Origin of the sequence: Pseudomonas sp. URMO17WK12:I9 (genome assembly GCF_900230165.1) — a bacterium.
GTDB classification, from domain to species: domain Bacteria; phylum Pseudomonadota; class Gammaproteobacteria; order Pseudomonadales; family Pseudomonadaceae; genus Aquipseudomonas; species Aquipseudomonas fulva.
In genome coordinates this window covers 127,613-149,385 of sequence record NZ_OCMQ01000005.1, presented here as the reverse complement: position 1 = coordinate 149,385, position 21,773 = coordinate 127,613, and the positions used below count along the sequence as shown (strand labels likewise).

The 21,773-nt window shown below is 61.7% G+C and carries 15 protein-coding genes; 7 read left to right on the top strand and 8 right to left on the bottom strand.

Features of this window, described 5'->3' with window-relative positions; all coding sequences use genetic code 11:
• The first annotated feature begins 140 nt into the window (after window positions 1-140).
• The 4 genes from gpmI (at window position 141) to CRP40_RS12665 (ending at window position 5,263) form a co-directional block, all read left to right on the top strand.
• Window positions 141-1,676 carry a 2,3-bisphosphoglycerate-independent phosphoglycerate mutase gene (gpmI, locus tag CRP40_RS12680; protein WP_027914078.1) on the top strand — a complete coding sequence of 512 codons (1,536 nt, stop codon included), beginning with the start codon at window positions 141-143 and terminating at the stop codon, window positions 1,674-1,676.
• Between the two features lie 120 nt (window positions 1,677-1,796).
• The gene (locus CRP40_RS12675) at window positions 1,797-3,095 is read left to right on the top strand and encodes a murein hydrolase activator EnvC (protein ID WP_027914079.1); all 1,299 of its coding nucleotides are present in this window, start codon (window positions 1,797-1,799) and stop codon (window positions 3,093-3,095) included.
• A 76-nt stretch (window positions 3,096-3,171) separates the two neighbouring features.
• Complete coding sequence (locus CRP40_RS12670) at window positions 3,172-4,488, top strand: S41 family peptidase (protein WP_023533072.1); 1,317 nt, start codon at window positions 3,172-3,174, stop codon at window positions 4,486-4,488.
• A 7-nt stretch (window positions 4,489-4,495) separates the two neighbouring features.
• Window positions 4,496-5,263: a divergent polysaccharide deacetylase family protein gene (locus tag CRP40_RS12665; protein WP_027914080.1), complete on the top strand. Its 768-nt coding sequence runs from the start codon at window positions 4,496-4,498 to the stop codon at window positions 5,261-5,263.
• A gap of 129 nt (window positions 5,264-5,392) precedes the next feature.
• On the opposite strand, the gene CRP40_RS12660 is transcribed toward CRP40_RS12665, so the two are convergent.
• Complete coding sequence (locus tag CRP40_RS12660; protein ID WP_027914081.1) at window positions 5,393-10,045, bottom strand: DUF6543 domain-containing protein; 4,653 nt, start codon at window positions 10,043-10,045, stop codon at window positions 5,393-5,395.
• Between the two features lie 85 nt (window positions 10,046-10,130).
• On the bottom strand, window positions 10,131-12,077 hold the full coding sequence (locus CRP40_RS12655; RefSeq protein ID WP_230396038.1) for a BCCT family transporter: 1,947 nt from the start codon (window positions 12,075-12,077) through the stop codon (window positions 10,131-10,133).
• Window positions 12,078-12,609: 532 nt separating this feature from the next.
• On the opposite strand from CRP40_RS12655, the gene betI reads away from it, so the two are divergent.
• The 3 genes from betI to betA all read left to right on the top strand — a co-directional run bounded on the left by betI (window position 12,610) and on the right by betA (window position 16,612).
• Window positions 12,610-13,263 carry a transcriptional regulator BetI gene (gene betI, locus CRP40_RS12650; RefSeq protein ID WP_027914083.1) on the top strand — a complete coding sequence of 218 codons (654 nt, stop codon included), beginning with the start codon at window positions 12,610-12,612 and terminating at the stop codon, window positions 13,261-13,263.
• A gap of 38 nt (window positions 13,264-13,301) precedes the next feature.
• A complete protein-coding gene (gene betB, locus CRP40_RS12645; protein WP_027914084.1) occupies window positions 13,302-14,774 on the top strand; it encodes a betaine-aldehyde dehydrogenase in 1,473 nt (490 codons plus the stop codon).
• A 146-nt stretch (window positions 14,775-14,920) separates the two neighbouring features.
• A complete protein-coding gene (gene betA, locus CRP40_RS12640; RefSeq protein WP_023532909.1) occupies window positions 14,921-16,612 on the top strand; it encodes a choline dehydrogenase in 1,692 nt (563 codons plus the stop codon).
• Window positions 16,613-16,652: 40 nt separating this feature from the next.
• Here betA and hisF read toward each other — a convergent pair whose 3' ends face one another.
• The 6 genes from hisF to CRP40_RS12610 all read right to left on the bottom strand — a co-directional run bounded on the left by hisF (window position 16,653) and on the right by CRP40_RS12610 (window position 21,693).
• Complete coding sequence (gene hisF, locus CRP40_RS12635) at window positions 16,653-17,423, bottom strand: imidazole glycerol phosphate synthase subunit HisF (protein WP_027914085.1); 771 nt, start codon at window positions 17,421-17,423, stop codon at window positions 16,653-16,655.
• Window positions 17,424-17,500: 77 nt separating this feature from the next.
• Complete coding sequence (gene hisA / locus CRP40_RS12630) at window positions 17,501-18,250, bottom strand: 1-(5-phosphoribosyl)-5-[(5-phosphoribosylamino)methylideneamino]imidazole-4-carboxamide isomerase (protein WP_023533011.1); 750 nt, start codon at window positions 18,248-18,250, stop codon at window positions 17,501-17,503.
• Window positions 18,251-18,277: 27 nt separating this feature from the next.
• Window positions 18,278-18,538, bottom strand: coding sequence for a DUF2164 domain-containing protein (locus tag CRP40_RS12625; protein WP_027914086.1), 261 nt, complete (start codon window positions 18,536-18,538; stop codon window positions 18,278-18,280).
• Window positions 18,539-19,177 (bottom strand): imidazole glycerol phosphate synthase subunit HisH, encoded by a 639-nt coding sequence (hisH, locus tag CRP40_RS12620; RefSeq protein WP_023532895.1) that lies wholly within the window; start codon window positions 19,175-19,177, stop codon window positions 18,539-18,541. It lies immediately after the preceding gene.
• Window positions 19,178-19,771 (bottom strand): imidazoleglycerol-phosphate dehydratase HisB, encoded by a 594-nt coding sequence (gene hisB / locus CRP40_RS12615; protein WP_023532883.1) that lies wholly within the window; start codon window positions 19,769-19,771, stop codon window positions 19,178-19,180.
• Between the two features lie 260 nt (window positions 19,772-20,031).
• The gene (locus tag CRP40_RS12610) at window positions 20,032-21,693 is read right to left on the bottom strand and encodes an OFA family MFS transporter (RefSeq protein WP_027914087.1); all 1,662 of its coding nucleotides are present in this window, start codon (window positions 21,691-21,693) and stop codon (window positions 20,032-20,034) included.
• Window positions 21,694-21,773: the final 80 nt, after the last annotated feature.

The following is a 21,773-nucleotide window of genomic DNA, read 5'->3' as shown; positions in this document are numbered from 1 at the left end:
CCGGAGCGCCGATCAAGCGCCGTTACACATTGCCGCATGGGTGCACCGGTCGGGTTCGAGGACGATTATTCGCCCATACCCAGCGCATTTGCCCTAAAATGCGTGTCTTTATCATCTTTGAACAACCGTGAGTTTGATTGATGACGAGCACGCCCAAACCCCTGGTCCTGATCATCCTGGACGGCTTCGGTTACAGCGAAAGCCCTGAATACAATGCCATCCACGCCGCCAACACGCCGGTGTACGACCGCTTGCAGGCTACCCAGCCGCACGGCCTGATTTCCGGTTCGGGCATGGATGTCGGCCTGCCGGATGGCCAGATGGGCAACTCCGAGGTCGGCCACATGAACCTGGGCGCCGGGCGCGTCGTTTACCAGGACTTCACCCGCGTCACCAAGGCCATTCGTGACGGCGAGTTCTTCACCAACCCGGTGCTCACGGGTGCGGTCGATGCGGCGGCGGGCGCTGGCAAGGCCGTGCACATTCTCGGCCTGCTGTCCGACGGTGGCGTTCACAGCCACCAGGACCACCTCGTTGCCATGGCCGAGCTGGCTGCGCAGCGTGGTGCCGAAAAAATCTACCTGCACGCCTTCCTCGATGGCCGCGACACCCCGCCGCGCAGCGCCCAATCCTCCATCGAGCTGCTTGACGCCACCTTCGCCCGGCTGGGCAAAGGCCGCATCGCCAGCCTCATCGGCCGCTACTTCGCCATGGACCGCGACAACCGCTGGGACCGGGTGAGCGCCGCTTACAACCTGATCGTCGACAGTGACGCGCAATACACTGCCGATACTGCCCTGGCCGGCCTTGAAGCAGCCTACGCCCGCGATGAGAGCGATGAGTTCGTCAAGGCCACGCGCATCGGCGAGCCCGTCAAGGTCGAAGATGGCGATGCGGTGATCTTCATGAACTTCCGCGCCGACCGCGCCCGCGAGTTGTCGCGCGTGTTCGTCGAGCCTGACTTCAACGAGTTCCCGCGCGCGCGCCTGCCGAAAGTGGCGGCGTACATCGGCCTGACCCAATACTCGGCCAAGATCCCGGCGCCGGCCGCCTTCGCGCCGGCCAGCCTGCACAACGTACTGGGCGAATACCTGGCGAACAACGGCAAGACCCAGCTGCGCATCGCCGAGACCGAAAAGTACGCGCATGTCACCTTCTTCTTCTCGGGCGGGCGCGAAGAGCCATTCGAAGGCGAAGAGCGCATCCTTATCCCATCGCCCAAGGTCGCCACCTATGACCTGCAGCCGGAAATGAGCGCGCCCGAGGTCACCGACCGTATCGTCGAAGCCATCGAGCAGCAGCGTCACGACGTGATCGTGGTGAACTACGCGAACGGTGACATGGTTGGCCATACCGGTGTGTTCGATGCGGCAGTCAAGGCCGTCGAGGCCCTGGATGGTTGCATGGGCCGCATCGTCGCGGCGCTTGAAAAGGTCGGTGGCGAAGCGCTCATCACGGCCGACCATGGCAACGTCGAGCAAATGGAAGACGAATCCACCGGCCAGGCGCACACCGCGCACACCACCGAGCCAGTACCGTTCATCTATGTAGGCAAGCGCAACCTCAAGGTCCGCGAAGGCGGCGTGCTGGCAGACGTGGCACCGACCATGCTCAAGCTGCTGGGGCTGGAGAAGCCTGCCGAGATGACAGGCACTTCCATCCTGATCGACGCCTGACGGTCATGCCACACGCCACACGAAGCACGTGCCGGTTCACGGCCCCTTCCTGTGGCGTGTAGCGTGCAGCCTGCCGCTCATTCATACTAGGCCAGTCTCCATCCCCGGTATGTCAAACCCATGCTTCGCGCCCTGATCCTTCTCGCCTTGTCTTGCCTGCTCACCCCGGCGTTCGCCGATGAGCGCGCACAGACCCAGCAGCAACTGGACGCCACCCGCCAGGACATCGCCGAACTCAAGAAAACCTTGGGCAAGCTCCAGGAAGAAAAGGCAGGTGTGCAGAAAGACCTAAAGGCCACCGAAACCGACATCGGCAACTTGGAGAAGCAGGTGGAGGCCCTGCAGCAGCAACTAAAAAAGACCGAGGGCGAACTGGAGCGCCTTGATACCGAGAAAAAAAAACTCCAGAGCGCCCGCGTTGAACAACAGCGGCTGATCGCCATTCAGGCCCGTTCGGCCTATCAGAACGGCCGTGAGGAATACCTCAAGCTGCTGCTCAACCAGCAGAACCCCGAAAAATTTGCGCGAACGCTCACCTACTACGATTACCTCAGCAAGGCACGCCTGGAGCAACTGCGCGCCTTCAATGACACCTTGCGCCAACTGGCCGGTGTGGAACGCGACATCGGCAGCCAACAAGCGCAATTGCTGGCCCAGCGCGCCGACCTCGACACCCGCCGTCAGGCGCTGGAAGTCGAACGGGGCAAGCGCCGCGAGGTGCTGGCCAAACTCAACGGCGATGTGAAAGACCGCGACCAGAAGTTGCGCGCCCGCGAGCAGGACCAGGCCGACCTCTCCAAGGTGCTCAAGACCATCGAGGAAACCCTGGCCCGCCAGGCGCGTGAAGCCGAGCAGGCTCGTCAACGCGCACTGCTGGCCCAGCAGGAAGCGGAAAAACGCCGCCAGCAAGAGGCCCTCGCCGCCGCCCGTGACAAGGCACCCGAGCCGGTCGAGCCACCTCGCAAGGCCCGCGCGACCCTCGGGCCCATGGTTTCGAGCGACGGTGCCAGTTATGGCGGTGCATTTTCTGCTTCCCGCGGAAAACTTCCATGGCCAGTCAATGGTCGATTGCTGGCACGCTTCGGGGATGCCCGCGGCGGTGATTCACGCGCCAAGTGGGACGGGGTGATGATCAGTGCCAACCCCGGTACCCAGGTGCGGGCTGTCCATGGAGGCCGTGTGGTGTTCGCCGACTGGTTGCGTGGCGCCGGTCTTCTGGTCATTCTCGACCATGGCAATGGTTACCTGAGCCTGTATGGCCATAACCAGAGCCTGCTCAAGAGCGCCGGTGACGTCGTCAAGGCGGGCGAAGCCATTTCGACAGTCGGCGACAGTGGTGGCCAGGAGGCTGCCGGTCTGTATTTCGCCATCCGCCAGCAGGGCCGGCCTTCCGACCCCTCCCAGTGGTGCCGCGGCTAGTCAAACTTATGTGGCGCAGCGTGTGCTGTGCCCATGCTCCGAAGGGAGCGTCTACAGGATCAGGAGTTCGTTCGACATGCTGCACTCGCCCCGTCTTACCCAGCTGGCCCTGTCCATCGCCCTGGCGGTCGGCGCACCCCTGGCCGTTGCCGCAGAGCCGACCAAGGCGGCAGCCGTGCCGGCCACAGAGGTAACGGCCAAGGCGCCGCTGCCGCTTGAAGAGCTGCGCACTTTCGCTGAAGTCATGGACCGCATCAAAGCGGCCTATGTCGAGCCTGTCGATGACAAGACCCTGCTGGAAAACGCCATCAAGGGCATGCTCAGCAACCTTGATCCCCACTCGGCCTACCTGGGCCCTGAAGATTTCCAGGAGCTTCAGGAAAGTACCAGTGGTGAATTTGGCGGTCTGGGCATAGAAGTCGGCCAGGAAGACGGCTTCATCAAGGTCGTCTCGCCCATCGATGACACGCCGGCGTCCAAGGCAGGTGTCCAGGCGGGGGACCTGATCGTCAAGATCAACGGCGCACCGACACGTGGCCAGACCATGACCGAAGCCGTGGACAAGATGCGCGGCAAGGTGGGCGACAAGATCACCCTGACGCTGGTGCGCGACGGGGGTACGCCGTTCGATGTGACGCTGGCCCGTGCAGTCATTCAGGTCAAGAGCGTCAAGAGCCAGCTGCTTGAGAACGACTACGGCTACATCCGCATCACCCAGTTCCAGGTCAAGACCGGCGACGAAGTGGGCAAGGCCTTGGCCAAGCTGCGCAAGGACAACGGCAAGAAGCTGCGTGGCGTGATCCTGGACCTGCGCAACAACCCGGGGGGCGTGTTGCAGTCGGCGGTGGAAGTGGCTGACCATTTCCTGACCAAGGGCTTGATCGTGTACACCAAAGGGCGGATCGCCAATTCCGAGCTGCGCTTCTCGGCTGACCCCGCCGATGCCAGCGAAGGTGTGCCACTGGTGGTGTTGATCAACGGCGGCAGTGCCTCGGCCTCGGAAATCGTTGCGGGCGCCTTGCAGGACCAGAAGCGCGGCGTGCTGATGGGCACCGACAGTTTTGGCAAGGGCTCGGTCCAGACAGTGCTGCCACTGGCCAACGACCGTGCGCTGAAACTGACCACTGCCCTGTACTTCACCCCCAACGGTCGCTCCATCCAGGCCCAGGGTATCGTGCCGGACATCGAGGTCCGCCAGGCCAAGCTTACGGCCGAAGCGGACAACGACAACTTCAAGGAAGCCGACCTGCAAGGGCACCTGGGCAACGGCAATGGTGGCGCCGACCGCCCCACAGGCAGCAGCAAGCGCAAGGAGCGGCCCCAGGACAACGACTTCCAGCTGAGCCAGGCCCTGAGTCTGCTCAAGGGCCTGAACATCACCAAAGGCAGCTGAGCCACCCATGCGTTATTTGCTGTATCTGCTGATCGGGCTGGTGGCGGGCGTGGCGCACGCAGCGCCCACCGGCCAGGCGTACATGAGCATCATCATCGATGACCTGGGTCAGAGCCCCGAACGCGACAGCCGAACCCTGGCGCTGCCGGGGCCGGTGACCATGGCCATCATGCCTGACACCCCGCATGCCACCGACTTCGCCCGCCAAGCGCACAAGGCGGGTAAAACCGTCATCCTGCACATGCCCATGGACCCGGCCACCGGGCCCTATGCCTGGCACCCCGGCGTGCCGCTGGCCGAGCTTGCCAGGCGTCTTGATGCAGCCCTGGCCAAGGTGCCTTATGCCGCTGGTGTGAACAACCACATGGGCAGCCGTATGACTGCACAACGCGACGCCATGACCTGGTTGATGGGCGAGCTACAGCGACGCGACCTGTTCTTCGTCGACAGCCGCACTAGCGCCGCGACCGTGGCCGCGGCACAAGCTCAGGCACAGGGTACGGCGAACGTGTCCAGGGATGTGTTTCTGGATGACGAGCGCACGCCAGAGGCAATCACGCGCCAACTGCACCAAGGCATCGCCCTGGCGCGCAAGCAGGGGTCAGCGGTGCTGATTGGCCACCCGTATCCACAAACCCTCGAAGTGCTGGAGCGCGAGCTACCCACCCTCGCGCGACAGGGTGTGAAGCTGATCAACCTGCAACAGATGATTGCCGAACGGAGCAACCTGGCCATGCCCGCCCACGGCAAGCAAGGCCGTTACAGCAATCGTTGAGCGGGCGTCGCGTGCGGGCCTGCGAAGCGAGTCGAGCGCGTGCCTTCATGCCAGCGCAGGCACGTCGGTGACGTCTGGACCCTGCCCCCCGGGCGGCGAGCAGAGCACAGGCCATCACAGTCAACAGCGTTACCCGAATGGAATGATGCCCTCGACATCGCCTTTGCGTAGCTGGCCACGGTAGATGGAGAGCACTTCCTGTTTCTTCGCGGCCCGCAACACGGCTTGATGCCCAAGCCTGCGCTGCTCCCACAATTTCAGATGCCCTCGAGAAAATTCTCGATCCGGCGTGTCGACGGCGGGGTAGTGAAAGTGAGCCTCCCAGATAGGCTTGCCTGACGCCCGTTTGATCTCGTAGGTGTCCAAGTAATCGTTTGCCCCCAACGGCACCCTGCGATCGGCTTGACTAATGCTGATCTCACCCAGTCCGTGAAGGAACTTGAGCGCGTTCAAGGTAGGGGTCTTGCAGGTCAGGTAATACGTTTTGAGCAGCTCCTGACGATGGTCTTCGAGCTCGGTGATTGCATGCTCGATTCGCCCTCTCAACGCACTCTCGGCATCCGTTCGGGGCAAAAGCGCCAGATTGCTTTCGAGGTCTTTGACGTGCTGATCGACAATCGTGGTCAATCCCAGGGGCTCATTCTTGGCGAAAAATTTCTTTGCCATCGCAACCGTGGCATCAACGCCATCGATCAGCTTCTGCGCTTGTCGGCGTAGTTCGCTTAGCCTTATGGCAGGGCCAGGCGAATGTTCGGTCGTGCCTAAGGGCTCGACCTCTTGCCACTGGCTATTCTGCCGGCGAAAGGTTCGCAACACCTTCGCATGACTGTCCACTTGCTGCACCACGGGCAGGCCTGCGTCGTCGACGCTCTCGACACCCACAACATTACGTCCCTGCTGGGTCCTGACCATTCGACGCACACCGCCGCGCGGCGCATAGACGGGAGCGCGTGGTGCAGAGGTCTTGGTCTGCTCGACCTCACGAAGATTGGCCTGCATTTCCTCGTTGGCCAACAGCTTCAACCGGCGTAGCTCTTCCAGATACTGCTGGAGCTTATCGAGCCGGATAGCTTCAGGTTTGGCGCCGGCCAGGTATTGCGCCATGCCAATGGTCTCTTCGTACGCATCGATCACGTCATTGAGCACAGCGACTCGCTCTTCGCCAGACAGGCTACTGCCAGCCAATTCACCATGCGCACTGCCCGCACTCTTGAGTGCCTTTCCAACCAACATTTCGTTGTACTCGTTGATCTGCTTTTCAGAGGCGCCCCGGAGACGATCAACTGACAGTTCGCCAAGGTCTTCAAGCAGTCGAAACTCAAGATCAATGGCGTTCAATTGGCGCTGTTGAATGATTCTGGTCAGTTCAAGATGCTTGTTTTCGCTCTTGCCATCCTCGTCCTGGAACACAATGTCATTGTCGGCTCGGGTGCTCTCAAGTAGAGGATCAAGTTTAGCGGCCAAGGCCAGCATGTCTTTGGCCCACTGCGTCACGCGTTCGAGCGAGGCGGTCAATTGCTTGTAGCGTTGCTGCTCCTGCTCAGTGGTAGGGAGGACTGCGATTTCCTCAAGCTGTGCGTCTATGGACTCCTCATTGATCATATCCGCCAGCAAGTTGTAATACATCTCGCAGGACCTCAACAGGCCACGTCGGATAATACTGCGTTGATACGCTACCGTGGTCGAGACGAGCTGACTGGAAGGTCTTACCGATCCGCCCGACATGAGCAGAGCGTCGTGCTCGCTGTCGTGTTTGATGAGTGCGTCCAGGTCTTTGCACACATACTGGCGCTGCCCCCTTCTGACTTGGCGCAGTAGACTGATCATTTCCAGCTGCTGTGCATCGGGCGTTTCGACTCGCTCGAGTTCCTCAAGTTTTTCGGTGGTCTTATCCACTTCAGAAGCATGTCGGTCATAGGTCTCGGCCAATGTTTCGCGCGCATACGTCAAGCGCGCATCCTCTTCACGCATGCTCTCTTCGCGGCGCATGTTCTCTTCGCGCACAAGCTGAAGACGGCTCTTGGGCATACCGCCGAGCAAGCGTTGGCCCGAGTCGATACGCCACGCTCCCCCCACATACCTCAACCACGGGCCAGGCTGGCCCTGCGCATCAACGATCCGCACACCCTCGGTATCAACCGATACAGCAAAGGTGCCCATCAGCATTTTTGCGTAGCGCTGCCCATCGACCGTGTAAAGACCTGCGGCCTCCCCGCTGGAAGCGGGCGAGTGCTCTTCCAGATCGATCTGCACGCGCAACCCCAAGACCTTGCTGCGCATTTCGACCGGCAAGGCATTGAACCCTTCCCCACCAGAAAAGGAGAAATCCATGATCGCCTGCGGCTTGGTGACCGGCCCAGGAAGGTAGACTTTGCCTTGCGTGGGCATATCGGCATCGGCCAGCACTGGGAGTGTCGACCCCGGCGCCAACGTTGAAGGGCGTAAGGCATCGGGTAACTCTACCGGCTTGGCGGCAGTTTTTGGTCCGAACACATGCCCCAGTGCCATTACCAGGTTGAGCACGATATCCACAATGGCAGCCGAGCACTCGAACGCCGTACCTTCTCGGATGGCTTTTTCGTCGGCCGCCGCGGCATTGAGCGTTTGGACCATCCAGGCTATGGCGCCGACGGGCCCTGTTACCACCATAGAAGCGACATCGAACAGCAACCAGGCACCTTGAGTGAGAATCGCCCACTGGCTTTCTGCGTTGGAAACCGAGCTGCGCTCGGCCAAATCGACCAGCAAATCGCGGTTGGCTCTGTACAGCTTGAGATCGACAGCATCCAACCAAGGCTTGGCCCAGAACTGAGCAGGCGCTACACGCCCGGGCAAGATCGAGGTATCGATGATCGAATGCCCCAGATGAGGCTCGCTGAAGCCGCCGTGGTCGTAGACCGGGCGCACTTCAGGCGTGAGCCAGTCAAGGATGCTGGTCTGCAGCTCAGCATCGTCGCGCACCTGAGCCATCAAAGCGTCCGTACTGGTGAATTCCAGCACGGCCTTCCCGCCGTAGAGGGGCCTGTACAGCACAACGGTCCCTGGGGTTTGATTGACCAGGACATACATGCCATGCACCCGATCGTATTGCTCACTGTCCGGCGCACGTCGCAATGCGAACGGCATCAGTGTGCTGGCCGGTTGCGCTGCGTCCAGCCTACCGCCGCAATAATCGGAAATAGCCTGCAGGCCGATTTCGCTCAACTGTTGCGTCAATTTCGCCAGCAAGGCGCTATTGAGGAATGCGCTTCGCCATTCTCCTGCGAAGCGTTTGACCCGCTCAGGTTGGCGCTGCGCGTCGTCGAGATGGGTGACCACATACGCTGGGTAAGTAGCACCGATGTCTACTCGCCAGACAAGCTGCTTGAGGTAATCAACGGTCAACCAATCCATGATCAGCTGATCTTCACGGTGGCCGATGGCGGTGATGGTCGCTTGCCCGAGCGAACTCAGGTTACCAATGGCAAACTCCGTCAACGTGATAGTGCGCTTTTCCACAACGCCGTCGCCGGCGCCCGTACCTGCCCCGCCAGGAACCCCGTAGGCAGTGCTCAATTCCAGAAGCACATCATCGGGAAAGTAATTGGCATCAATCGGATGGTCCTGCAACAGCTGCTTTCGCAATTGCTGACGGGTGTAGCTGTGAAGATCGAGAATCCCGGACAGTGCCCCTTCCCCGTCCGAGTCGGCCTGGGCCAGGGCAATTTCGAAAAAGGCGCTCTGGCAAGCGAAGCTATCGGCTGCTGCCACCCGAAATACACCTACCGGCGCTTTCTTGAAATCGGACGGGTCGACATAACCTTCGATGAACCATTGCGCAGGATCGCTCAATGCAAAGTAGCCGTTTTCCAACTGCGTGACGTCGGTCAATGGCGCCTTGTACAGGTCGTTCACTTGCCCCAGCATGAGTTCCTGCATCATGGCCGTTTGCTGCGCAAAGGGATCCCCTTCAAGCTCATGCCGATGCCAGGCCATCTCTAGCTCGTCCACAAGGCCGGGATATTCCTGCTGCAGGGCCTGCGCGAACTCATCCAGCGTGTCGAACGCCCAGACCACGCCGGACGGTTTGCACCACAGCACTGTCTCACCCTCATCCCACTGCCCTTGCACGATAAGATCGGGCAGGAATCGGCTAACGGTGGTGTTCTGATAGGGGCGGGTCATCTCCACCATGAACACCGTCGGCCGCTCACTGGGGCTGCCCAAGAGTCCACGCAAACATGCCTGCTGCCGAGCGCTCAAGCCTTGAAGTGACAGGTTGTGCAGCAGCGCCGTCTTCAAGACCAGTTGCAGCCAGCGGTCACGGCTGACCCCCATGCTGCCGACAGCACGCCAGTACTCGACCTGCGCCGCGTTGAAGTAGCCATCCAGTAAAAGCAGCAGGTCTTCGAAGGCAGGTTGCAGAGCGAAGAGATCGATTTGATCGCCCTCTGCTGTCTCGAACGGATCTGGGATGGCGAAGAAATGTTTGCCGTCGAGCAGCAGATACTGGTTGAAATTGGCCACTGGCGCGAAGTCCAGCACCCGGTTGTGCAGCTTTGCCTTGAGGATCTCGTCCACGAGCGGAAGGGTCGATACGCTTTGCCCATCGGGGTTAGCTCTGACCAGGCTCAGCTGGTTGGCATCCTTGAGCGTGGGGCGATGGACGGCGATCAGGGGGTAGTGCTCGATCAGCAGACCCATGATCTGCCGGCTGGCTACTTGCCGTAATGTAGGCCTGCTTGAAAATTGCGCGTTGACCTGGGCTTTGAGGTCGTATGAAGCGGCTCGAGCGGTGGGCATGGTGGGCCTCCTTGAATCGGGAGACCCACCGTAGCCACGCACGTGTGGTCATCGGCCGTACATATTGCTAGGCCAGGACCAAGCGTCAGCTGTATACCCGCCCCAACACTTGCCGATGGCTCTCGAACTGGTCCAGTACATCGCGCACGATCTGTTCAGGCGCAAAGCCCATCAGGTCATACTCCTGGCTACCGTCGTGCAAATACACTTCGGCACGGTAGAAGCGTTGCCGTACCTCGGGCTCACCTTCGACCGGGGCTTCTGTCGGTGCAGCCATGTAGCCGTCGAGGCTGACTTCATAGACGAAGGGGTTACCTTCTTCCATCATCACCCGCAGGCCCATCATGTTGCGCGATTGGCCGACCCGGGTCTCGACGTCGAAGCCCTGGGTTTGCAACTGAGCCGCAGCATCCTTCAGCGCAGGGCTGACCTGCTTGTCCATGAAGCGCTGCACCACAGCCTGGGTCGGTTGCAGTTCGAGCTGGGTCAGCCGCTCACTGAAGCCTCGACGGCCACGTGCGGCCAGTTCGGCCCGCTCCTGCTCCATGGCCACGTCCTGCCGCATGGCCTTGTACAAGCCGAACATGAACAGCACCAGCACCACCGAGAACGGCAGGCCTGCCAGTACCACCATGGTCTGCATGGCTTCGAAGTTGCCGGCGAACAACAGGCCGATGGTGACCAGGGTGATGATCACCGACCAGAACACCACCATCCAGTGCGGGGCGTCCTCGTCGACCTTGCCGCCTTTGCACGACAGGTTGGCCATCATGACTGCGCCGGAATCCGCTGGGGTCAGGAACAGGACGAAGCCCACGAACACGGCCACGCCGATCACGATCTTCGCGGCCGGGAAATATTCCAGCAGCTGGTAGATCGACATGGACGGCTGCTCGAGGGCGGTCTTGCCCAGTTCGACGGCGCCATGGTTGATCACCAGGTCCAAGGCTGTGTTGCCGAAGATCGACAGCCACGCCAGGGTGAAGCCCAGCGGGATCAACAGCACACCGCTGACCAGCTGGCGCACGGTACGGCCCTTGGAGATCCGGGCAATGAACATCCCCACGAACGGGCCCCAGGAAATCCACCAGGCCCAATAGAACACTGTCCACAGGCCCAACCAGCGCTCTGACTTGCCCGACTCACCCTCATACACATAAAGGTCGAAGGTTTTCAGCACGATGCCGTTGAGGTAGTCGCCCACGTTCTGCACGAAGCCGTTGAGCAGGTGCAGGGTCTGGCCGCCCAGCAGTACGAAGATCAGCAGCCCGCTGAACAGCGCGATGTTCAGGTTGGACAGGCGGCGGATGCCGTTTTCCACACCCGAGACCGCCGCCACCGTGGCAACGCCAGCCATTACCAGGATCACTACCAGCAGGTTGGTCTTGCTGTGGTCCATGCCGAACAGGTATTCGAGCCCCGATGCGACCTGCATCGAGCCGATCCCGAGGTTGGTGACCAGGCCCAGCAGGGTCACGAACATGCCGAAGATATCCACAGCGTTGCCGGCAGCGCCCTTGACCCAGCGCTCGCCTACCAGTGGATAGAGTGCCGAGCGCAGTGCCAGCGGCTGGTTGTGACGGTAGGCGAAGTACCCCACGGCCAAGCCCACCAGGGCGTAGATCGCCCAGCCATGCAGGCCCCAGTGCAGGAACGTCAGTTGCAGGCCCTGACGCGCCGCTTCCAGGCTGGCCGGCGTGCCTTCGGGCGGATTGAAATAGTGATCCAGTGGCTCGGATGCGCCGAAGTACAACAGCGAAATACCGATGCCCGACGAGAACAGCATGCCGGCCCAGGCGCCATAGCTGAAGTCAGGCTGATCTTCCTTGCCGCCCAGCTTGAGCTTGCCGTAGTCGGAAAACGCCAGGTAGATGACGAACAGCAAGTAGCCGCAGATCACCAGCATGTAGTACCAGCCGAAACTGCGCGTCAGCCACTGCTGGGCGACGCCCAGTACGCGGCCGGCAGTTTCAGGAACAGCGATAAGCAAGGCAGTCAGAACGAGGATCATCAGCGCCGAGGTGTAGAACACCACGCGGTTGACCCGTACCCTCTCGGCGGGGGGTTTGGTTAGTGAGGCAGAACTCATTGCAAGAAGGCTCCGGGCAGAACGGCAGTGGAGGCTAATCGGTCTTCCTGAGCATTTGGTGGAATACCCCCACTGCATCAGGTGTTATAAAAGCACCCTGGGAATCGCGGTTTCGAACCGATCCGCTGCAACACATACGCCGTTATCACCGCTTCAAACTGCTGCGCAGGGTTGCACATGCGCGCATTGGTCACAGGGATATCGCCCGATCCTGAGGCATGTCGCAGGTTGTTCACGCTGCGACGGCGTCTGCGTCCTTTATCGATCGCCCCCGTACAAGCCTTGCCGGCCCTGGGTTTGCGCGATTTCCTAAGGTTTTAATCGATGCCGCTGGCGCCGCCACATGGGCTGTCAATGGCACAAATTGTCGCAGAGCTTATTCTTTATTGATTGAACGTTCAATCAAAACAAAATAGACTGGTCTTCGCCGAGTCAGACGCTTGTCGTCTGCTGGCAGACCTGAGGAGAAAGCAAGATGCCCAAGGTCGGTATGCAACCCATCCGCCGTCAGCAGTTGATCGAAGCCACGCTACAGGCGGTCGATCAGGTCGGTCTGGGGGACGCCAGCATTGCGCTCATTGCCCGTTTGGCCGGCGTGTCGAACGGCATCATCAGTCACTACTTTCGGGACAAGAACGGCCTGATCGCAGCGACGATGGGTTACATCATGAGCATGCTCAACGAAGGCGTGCGAGCGCGCCGCCAGGCGTTGACGGACAATGCGCCGCGCGCCCACCTGAAAGTGATCATCGAGGGCAACTTCGATGCCAGCCAGGTGAATGGCCCGGCGATGAAAACCTGGTTGGCTTTCTGGGCTTCCAGCATGCACCAGCCCGATCTGCACAGATTGCAACGGATCAATGACCACCGTTTGTACTCCAATCTGTGTTGCCAGTTTCGCCGCGTGCTGCCGCTTTACCATGCACGCAAGGCAGCCCGCGGGCTGGCGGCCCTGATCGACGGCCTGTGGCTGCGTGGCGCCTTGTCGGGGGATGCCTTCGACACTGACCAGGCGATACGGATCGCTTACGAATACATGGATCTACAACTGGCCAAGCAGCACACACTGGGCACCGACCCCGCTGCTGAAAAACGGCGCACGGCCTCTGCCAGCACGGCAGGAGCGTGACGCCCGGCCTACTCACACATTGCACTTGCGAGGACACTATGGCCCGTTTCGGAACGCAAAAACTCTACATCGATGGCGGTTATGTCGACGCTGGCACTGATGCCACCTTCGAAGCCATCAACCCGGCTACCGGCGAAGTGATTGCCCACGTGCAACGCGCCACCGAAGCTGACGTCGAGAAGGCTGTCGAAAGCGCCGAGCGCGGCCAGAAAGTGTGGGCGGCCATGACCGCCATGCAGCGCTCGCGCATCCTGCGCCGCGCCGTGGACATCTTGCGCGAACGCAACGACGAGCTGGCCATGCTGGAAACCCTGGACACCGGCAAGTCCTACTCCGAAACACGCTACGTCGACATCGTAACCGGCGCCGACGTACTGGAATACTACGCAGGCTTGGTACCTGCCATCGAAGGCGAGCAGATTCCGCTGCGCGAATCGTCCTTCGTCTACACCCGCCGCGAACCGCTGGGCGTGACCGCAGGTATCGGTGCCTGGAACTACCCGATCCAGATCGCCCTGTGGAAATCCGCACCGGCCCTGGCTGCCGGCAACGCGATGATCTTCAAGCCGTCGGAAGTCACTTCGCTGACCACCCTCAAGCTGGCCGAGATCTACACCGAGGCCGGCCTGCCGGACGGCGTGTTCAACGTACTGACCGGCAGCGGCCGCGAAGTCGGTAGCTGGCTGACCGAGCACCCGCGCATCGAGAAGATCTCCTTCACCGGCGGCACCACCACCGGCAAGAAGGTCATGGCCAGCGCCTCGAGCTCCTCGCTCAAGGAAGTGACCATGGAGCTGGGCGGCAAGTCGCCGCTGATCATCTGCGCCGACGCCGACCTGGACAAGGCCGCCGACATCGCCATGATGGCCAACTTCTACAGCTCGGGCCAGGTGTGCACCAACGGTACCCGCGTGTTCATCCCAGCCGAGCACAAGGCCGCTTTCGAAGCCAAGATTCTCGAGCGCGTGGCGCGCATCCGTGCCGGCAACCCGGAAGATGAAAACACCAACTTCGGCCCGCTGGTCAGCTTCCAGCACATGGAAAGCGTGCTGGGCTACATCGCCAAGGGCAAGGAAGAAGGTGCTCGCGTACTGTGTGGCGGCGAGCGCCTGACCGAAGGCGACTTCGGCAAGGGTGCCTTCGTGGCCCCGACCGTGTTCACCGATTGCCGCGACGACATGACCATCGTCAAGGAAGAGATTTTCGGCCCGGTCATGAGCATCCTCAGCTACGAGACCGAGGAAGAAGTGATCCGCCGCGCCAACGACACCGAATACGGCCTGGCAGCCGGCGTGTGCACCAACGACCTGAACCGTGCCCACCGCATCATCCACCAGCTTGAAGCGGGCATTTGCTGGATCAACGCCTGGGGCGAGTCCGCAGCCGAAATGCCGGTGGGTGGCTACAAGCAATCGGGCGTTGGTCGCGAGAACGGCATCAGCTCGCTGGCCCAATACACCCGCATCAAGTCGGTACAGGTCGAGCTGGGCGACTACGCGTCGGTCTTCTGACCGCCCGTAGCACGCCAGCCCATGCTGCAGGACAGCGCCGGTCGTTGACCGACCGGCCCTTGCAGCACTCATCCATTTGCGCGTGAGGCCAGGCTGCACCCAGGTGCAGCGCCAGACGCGCAACTGCTTCCGGAGGAAGCTTCCCCATGGAATACGATTACATCATCGTTGGTGCCGGCTCTGCCGGTAACACCCTGGCTACTCGCCTTACCGAAGACGCAGGCACCACCGTACTGCTGCTCGAAGCGGGCGGCCCTGACTATCGCTTCGACTTCCGCACCCAGATGCCAGCCGCCCTGGCCTTCCCGCTGCAAGGCCGTCGCTACAACTGGGCCTACGAGACCGACCCGGAGCCGCACATGGACGGCCGCCGCATGGAATGTGGCCGTGGCAAGGGCCTGGGTGGCTCCTCGCTGATCAACGGCATGTGCTACATCCGCGGCAACGCCCTGGACTTCGATGGCTGGGCTGAGCTGCCAGGCCTGGAAGACTGGGCCTACCTGGACTGCCTGCCGTACTTCCGCAAGGCCGAAACCCGCGACATCGGCCCCAACGACTATCACGGTGGCGACGGCCCGTTGAGCGTGGCCACGCCCAAGGCGGGTAACAACCCGCTGTTCAACGCCATGGTCGAAGCTGGCGTACAGGCCGGCTACCCGCGCACCGAAGACCTCAACGGCTACCAGCAAGAAGGCTTCGGCCCGATGGACCGTTCGGTGACCAAGAATGGCCGCCGCTCCAGCACTGCCCGCGGTTACCTGGACCAGGCCAAGAAACGCCCCAACCTGACCATCGTGACTCACGCCCTGAGCGACCGCGTACTGTTCGACGGTAAGCGCGCCATTGGTGTGAGCTACCTGGTGGGCGACAGCGAAGAGCGCGTCGAAGCACGCGCGCGCAAGGAAGTGATCGTCAGCTCCGGCGCCATCGCCACGCCGCAACTGCTGCAGCGCTCCGGTGTAGGCCCGCGCGCCCTGCTCGAAAGCCTGGACATCCCGGTCGTTCACGACCTGCCAGGGGTTGGCGAAAACCTGCAGGATCACCTGGAACTGTACCTTCAGTACGCGTGCACCCAGCCCGTATCGCTGTACCCATCGCTGCTGTGGTGGAACCAGCCGGCCATCGGCGCGGAGTGGCTGTTCAACGGTACCGGTATCGGGGCCAGCAACCAGTTCGAGGCCGGCGGTTTCATTCGCTCGCGCCCTGAATTCAAATGGCCGAACATCCAGTACCACTTCCTGCCGGTTGCCATCAATTACAACGGCTCCAAGGGCGTCAAGGAACATGGCTTCCAGGCGCACATGGGCTCGATGCGCTCGCCTAGCCGCGGCCGCGTGCAGGTCAAGTCCAAGGACCCACGCCAGCACCCGAGCATCCTGTTCAACTACATGGCCACCGAGCAGGACTGGGAAGAATTCCGTGACGGTATTCGCCTGACCCGCGAAATCATGGCCCAGCCGGCGCTGGACCCGTACCGCGGTCGGGAAATCAGCCCAGGCGCGCATGTGCAGACCGATGAAGAGCTGGACAAATTCATCCGTGAGCACGCCGAAACCGCCTACCACCCATCCTGCTCGTGCAAGATGGGTACCGACGACATGGCGGTGGTCGATGGCGAAGGCCGCGTGCATGGCATGCAGGGCCTGCGTGTAGTGGATGCGTCGATCATGCCGATCATCATCACCGGCAACCTCAACGCCACCACCATCATGATTGCCGAGAAAATCTCGGACAAGATCCGTGGTCGCAAGCCGTTGCCGCGCAGCACTGCCAAGTACTACGTGGCCAACGACGCGCCGGTCAAAGGCAAGCCCATGCGCGAAGTGAAGCAGGGCTGATCAGCAAAAGGGGCTGCCTGGCAGCCCCTTTTTTTTCGGGTCAGCGAACGACGATTCCGCGCGCTGCCATATAGGCCTTGGCCTCAGGCACCGTGTACTCCCCAAAATGGAAGATGCTGGCAGCCAACACGGCACTGGCATGCCCTTGCAAGATGCCATCGGCCAGGTGCTGAAGGTTACCCACCCCGCCCGAGGCGATCACCGGGATGCTCAACGCATCGCTGATGGCACGGGTCACGCCCAGGTCGAACCCGTTCTTCATGCCATCCTGGTCCATGCTGGTCAGCAGGATCTCGCCCGCGCCCAGGCCTTCCATCTTCTTGGCCCACTCTACCGCGTCCAAACCGGTCGGCTTGCGTCCGCCGTGGGTGAAGATTTCCCAGCGCGGCGTTTCGCCAGGGCCGGATACCTGCTTGGCATCGATGGCCACGACAATGCACTGCGAGCCGAAACGATCGGCGGCCTCGCCCACGAATTCCGGGTTGAACACGGCGGCAGTATTGATCGACACCTTGTCGGCACCGGCATTGAGCAGGTTGCGGATGTCCTGCACGGTACGCACGCCACCACCGACGGTCAGCGGGATGAAGACCTGGCTGGCCATGCGCTCGACGGTGTGCAGCGTGGTGTCGCGGCCGTCAACGCTGGCCGTGATATCGAGGAACGTGATTTCGTCCGCACCCTGCTCGTTGTAGCGCCGGGCGATTTCAACCGGGTCACCGGCATCGCGGATGTTCTCGAACTTGACGCCCTTGACCACACGGCCGTTGTCCACGTCCAGGCAAGGGATGATGCGTTTAGCTAAAGCCATGAGAGGGCTCCTGGGAAGCAACTGCAAGCTTGGGGCGGCAAGGGATACGCACCGAACGGGCCCCTTGCCGCAGACGCTTAGCGCTGGCCAATGCTCGGGTAGGTGTCACAGAAGGCCTGGGCCTCGGCGACGTCGAGGGTGCCCTCATAGATGGCACGGCCGGTGATGGCGCCAATGATGCCAGGCGCATTGGCCTGTAGCAGTGCCTTGATGTCGCCCAGGTTGTGAATGCCGCCCGAGGCGATTACCGGTATCGACGTGGCTTCTGCCAGGGCCTTGGTGAAGGGCACGTTGCAGCCCTGCATCATGCCGTCCTTGGCGATGTCGGTGTAGACGATCGCCGAGACGCCATCGGCCTCGAAGCGCTTGGCCAGGTCAATGACCTGCACCGTGCTCACCTCAGCCCAGCCGTCGGTGGCGACGAAACCGTCCTTGGCGTCCAGGCCGACGATGACCTTGCCGGGGAAGGCCTTGCAGGCCTCGGCCACGAATTCAGGCTGCTTCACCGCCTTGGTGCCGATGATCACGTAGCTGACGCCAGCCTTGACGTAGTGCTCGATGGTTTCCAGCGAGCGAATGCCGCCACCGATCTGGATCGGCAGGGTCGGGTAGCGCTTGGCGATGGCGGTGACCACTTCACCGTTGACCGGCTGGCCTTCGAAGGCACCGTTGAGGTCGACCAGGTGCAGGCGACGGCAGCCGCCCTCGACCCACTTGGCGGCCATGCTCACCGGGTCATCGGAAAATACCGTGGAATCTTCCATACGGCCCTGGCGCAGACGCACGCAGGCACCGTCCTTCAGATCGATAGCGGGGATAATCAGCATCTTGGGAACCTGTCCGTTCTTGGGGTTTCAGGGCTTCTCGAGCGCCCACAGATCGCTTTCGATGCTCTCGAACCGCTCCTTGAGGTGCAGCTGAACATCGGCGATCGCCCTGTTGTAGTAATGGGGTGCAATGTGATGGGTGAACAGTTCGAGTACCTCAGCGACTTCGAACGACCCCAGCTCCAGCTCGAAACGGTCTTCGAGAAAGCGCTTGAGCGTATCGAGCGCTTCACGCTCCTGCTCGGGGGCCAACGTGAGGATCGGCGCCTTGGTCTTCGAACGGCTCATTTACCAGCGCCCGTCCCAGGCCACGAAGTTCTGCAACAGCTGCAGGCCATGGGTATGGCTCTTCTCCGGGTGGAACTGGACCGCGAAGCGCGAACCATCAGCCAGCGCCGCGGCGAAATCGACGCCGTAGTGACCGCGCCCGACCACCTGCGTGGGTTTGCCGGCGGCAATGTAGTAGCTGTGCACGAAATAGAAACGCGCCCGGTCGCTGATGTCGTGCCACAGGGGGTGGTCGACGCTCTGGCTGACTTCGTTCCAGCCCATGTGCGGCACCTTCAGGTGCTCGCCCTCTTCTTGCAGGTCTTTGCCGAAGAAGCGTACCTGGCCCGGGAACAGGCCGATGCAGTCGACGCCGTCGTTTTCTTCGCTGTGCTCAAGCAGTGCCTGCATGCCCACGCAGATGCCCAGAAACGGGCGATCCTGGCTCACTTCACGCACCAGGCTGTCAAAGCCCAGGCGGCGAATTTCGGCCATGCAGTCGCGAATGGCGCCAACGCCTGGGAACACCACCCGGTCCGCTTCGCGGATCACCGCTGCATCGCTGGTGACCAGTACCTTGCCGGCGCCGACGTGCTCGAGCGCCTTGGCGACCGAGTGCAGGTTGCCCATGCCATAGTCGATTACCGCTACCGTCTGCATTTACAGGCACCCTTTGGTGGACGGCATCTGCCCGGCCATGCGCTCGTCGAGGGTAACAGCCATGCGCAGTGCGCGGCCGAAGGCCTTGAACACGGTCTCGATCTGGTGATGGGTGTTGTGCCCACGCAGGTTGTCGATGTGCAGGGTGACCAGGGCGTGGTTGACGAAGCCCTGGAAGAATTCCTGGAACAGGTCGACGTCGAAGCCGCCTACGCTGGCACGGGTGTAAGGCACATGCATCTGCAAGCCAGGGCGGCCGGAGAAGTCGATGACCACGCGTGACAGCGCTTCGTCCAGCGGCACGTAGGCGTGGCCGTAACGGAAGATGCCTTTCTTGTCGCCGATGGCCTGGGCAAACGCCATGCCCAGGGTGATACCGACGTCCTCGACGGTATGGTGATCGTCGATATGCAGGTCACCCTTGCACTCGATATCCAGATCGATCAGCCCATGGCGAGCGATCTGGTCCAGCATGTGTTCAAGGAACGGCACGCCGATATCGAATCGGGCCTTGCCACTGCCATCGAGGTTGATCGAGCACTTGACCTGGGTTTCCAGGGTATTGCGCTCGACGGAAGCCTTACGTTCGACCATCACCAGCTCCGCAAAATCATTAGGCGAAAGGGCTGCATTATAGGCGCAGATGGCCGCTGCTTGGAACGCGCAAGATAGATGGCAAGCCCAGCAATGGCGGGCTCGGATACCACTACAGGTCTATACAACCAGGAGCGGGGGATCGTTTGTGGGGTATCTGAAGGGCCGCCACTCAACGCGGCCCTGTCGCACGTGCTGGTAGCACCGACGCCACGGAGCCAGGCGCGACGGCCCCGTGGCAAGGCTTCGACCAGCCCGGATCAGTGGAACAATACGGCGGTCTTCTGCAGGGTCACCCAGACGCCCCAGGCCAACGGCACCACCACCACGGCCCAGGCCAACAGCACCAGCGGCAGGCTGCCAGGCGCAGCTTTCCACTCGAGGGACCGCGCCCCGTCAGCGCCCTTGTCGTGGCTCAACGCACGTTCGGCGGCCAGTTGCGCATCGGTCATGAAGTGCTTGTCGGCCACCGGGCGGATCAGCATGTTGCAGATGAAGCCCAGCACCAGCAGGCCGGCGAGGATGTACAGGGTCATGTCGTACGCTGCCGCACGTTCAACGCCAGCCGCCAATTGAGATTCGCGCAGGTAGGTGATCAACACAGGCCCCAGCACCCCGGCGGCCGCCCAGGCTGTCAACAGACGCCCGTGGATGGCGCCGACCATCTGTGTGCCGAACAGGTCGGCCAGGTAGGCGGGTACCGTGGAGAAGCCACCGCCATACATCGACAGGATGATGCAGAACGCCGCCACGAACAGCGCCACGTTGCCCAGGTGGCCCATGTTCGGGATCAGGCTGTACAGGCCAACGCCCAAGGCGAAGAAGGCGAAGTAGGTATTCTTGCGCCCGATGTAGTCGGAGAACGACGCCCAGAAGAACCGCCCGCCGATGTTGAACAGGCTCAACAAGCCGGTAAAGCCCGCCGCGATGGCGGCAATCTGCGCCAATTGCGCGGCATTGAGCTGGCTGAAGGTGAGTTCATTGCCCAGCAACTTGCCAGCGAACACTTCCTGCAACAGCGGCGAGGCCATGCCGAGAATGCCGATACCGGCCGACACGTTCAGGCACAGCACCAGCCAGACCAGGACGAACTGTGGGGTTTTCCAGGCTACGCTGACGTGCACATGGCGATCGGTGACCATGCCGTTGCCCGCCTTCTTGGCCGGCGCGGTCCAGCCTTCAGGCTTCCAGCCGGTGGGCGGAATGCGATAGGCCAGGGCGCCGGCCGTCATGAACACGAAGTAGATCGCGGCCATGACCACGAAGCTCTGCCACACGCCCACTTCTTGCGCGCTGCCAAAATGACCCATCAGCGCCGTGGCCAACGGTGCACCCACCATGGCACCGCCGCCGAAGCCCATGATGGCCATGCCGGTGGCCATGCCGCGCTTGTCCGGGAACCACTTGATCAGGGTGGACACGGGCGAAATGTACCCCAGGCCCAAGCCAATACCGCCAATCACGCCGGAACCCAACCACATCAGCCACAGCTGATGGGTTTTCACCCCGATGGCGGAGATCAGCATGCCGCCACACCAGCACAGCGCCGAGACCAGCCCGGCCTTGCGCGGGCCGGCGTGTTCCAGCCAGCCGCCCAGCACGGCGGCCGAGCAGCCGAGGAAGACGAAGAACAGGGTATAGATCCAGCTGAGCATCGAAATGGGCCAGTCGCACTCGGCGCTGAACAATCGGGCGACGAAGCTCATGTCTGCCGCGCATGCCACTGGCGCCGTAATGCCCAAAGCTTGAGACAACGGCAGCCAGAACACCGAAAAGCCATAGGCCATGCCGATGCACAGGTGGATGGCCAAAGCAGCCGGAGGCACCAGCCAGCGGTTGAAGCCCGGCCGGGCGATGATGCGTTCCTTGGAGAGGAAGCCTGGCGCACTGGCCAAGGCATCCGCCGTCATGGTGCGGCTCATGGGGATGATCCTTTTTTATAAGTTGTGGAGGCAGGCAAAGCGGCGCAAGGGTAGCAGTATCCGATCACATGAAAGCAATC

Bases quoted from the DNA above. Each gene is read 5' to 3' on its own strand.
- CRP40_RS12670 (WP_023533072.1), top strand. From the start codon at position 3,172: ATGCTGCACTCGCCCCGTCTTACCCAGCTGGCCCTGTCCATCGCCCTG.
- CRP40_RS12610 (WP_027914087.1), bottom strand. From the start codon at position 21,693: ATGAGCCGCACCATGACGGCGGATGCCTTGGCCAGTGCGCCAGGCTTC.
- hisA (WP_023533011.1), bottom strand. From the start codon at position 18,250: ATGCTGATTATCCCCGCTATCGATCTGAAGGACGGTGCCTGCGTGCGT.
- gpmI (WP_027914078.1), top strand. From the start codon at position 141: ATGACGAGCACGCCCAAACCCCTGGTCCTGATCATCCTGGACGGCTTC.
- CRP40_RS12665 (WP_027914080.1), top strand. From the start codon at position 4,496: ATGCGTTATTTGCTGTATCTGCTGATCGGGCTGGTGGCGGGCGTGGCG.
- hisF (WP_027914085.1), bottom strand. From the start codon at position 17,423: ATGGCTTTAGCTAAACGCATCATCCCTTGCCTGGACGTGGACAACGGC.
- hisH (WP_023532895.1), bottom strand. From the start codon at position 19,177: ATGCAGACGGTAGCGGTAATCGACTATGGCATGGGCAACCTGCACTCG.
- CRP40_RS12625 (WP_027914086.1), bottom strand. From the start codon at position 18,538: ATGAGCCGTTCGAAGACCAAGGCGCCGATCCTCACGTTGGCCCCCGAG.
- betB (WP_027914084.1), top strand. From the start codon at position 13,302: ATGGCCCGTTTCGGAACGCAAAAACTCTACATCGATGGCGGTTATGTC.
- betA (WP_023532909.1), top strand. From the start codon at position 14,921: ATGGAATACGATTACATCATCGTTGGTGCCGGCTCTGCCGGTAACACC.
- betI (WP_027914083.1), top strand. From the start codon at position 12,610: ATGCCCAAGGTCGGTATGCAACCCATCCGCCGTCAGCAGTTGATCGAA.
- hisB (WP_023532883.1), bottom strand. From the start codon at position 19,771: ATGGTCGAACGTAAGGCTTCCGTCGAGCGCAATACCCTGGAAACCCAG.
- CRP40_RS12675 (WP_027914079.1), top strand. From the start codon at position 1,797: ATGCTTCGCGCCCTGATCCTTCTCGCCTTGTCTTGCCTGCTCACCCCG.
- CRP40_RS12660 (WP_027914081.1), bottom strand. From the start codon at position 10,045: ATGCCCACCGCTCGAGCCGCTTCATACGACCTCAAAGCCCAGGTCAAC.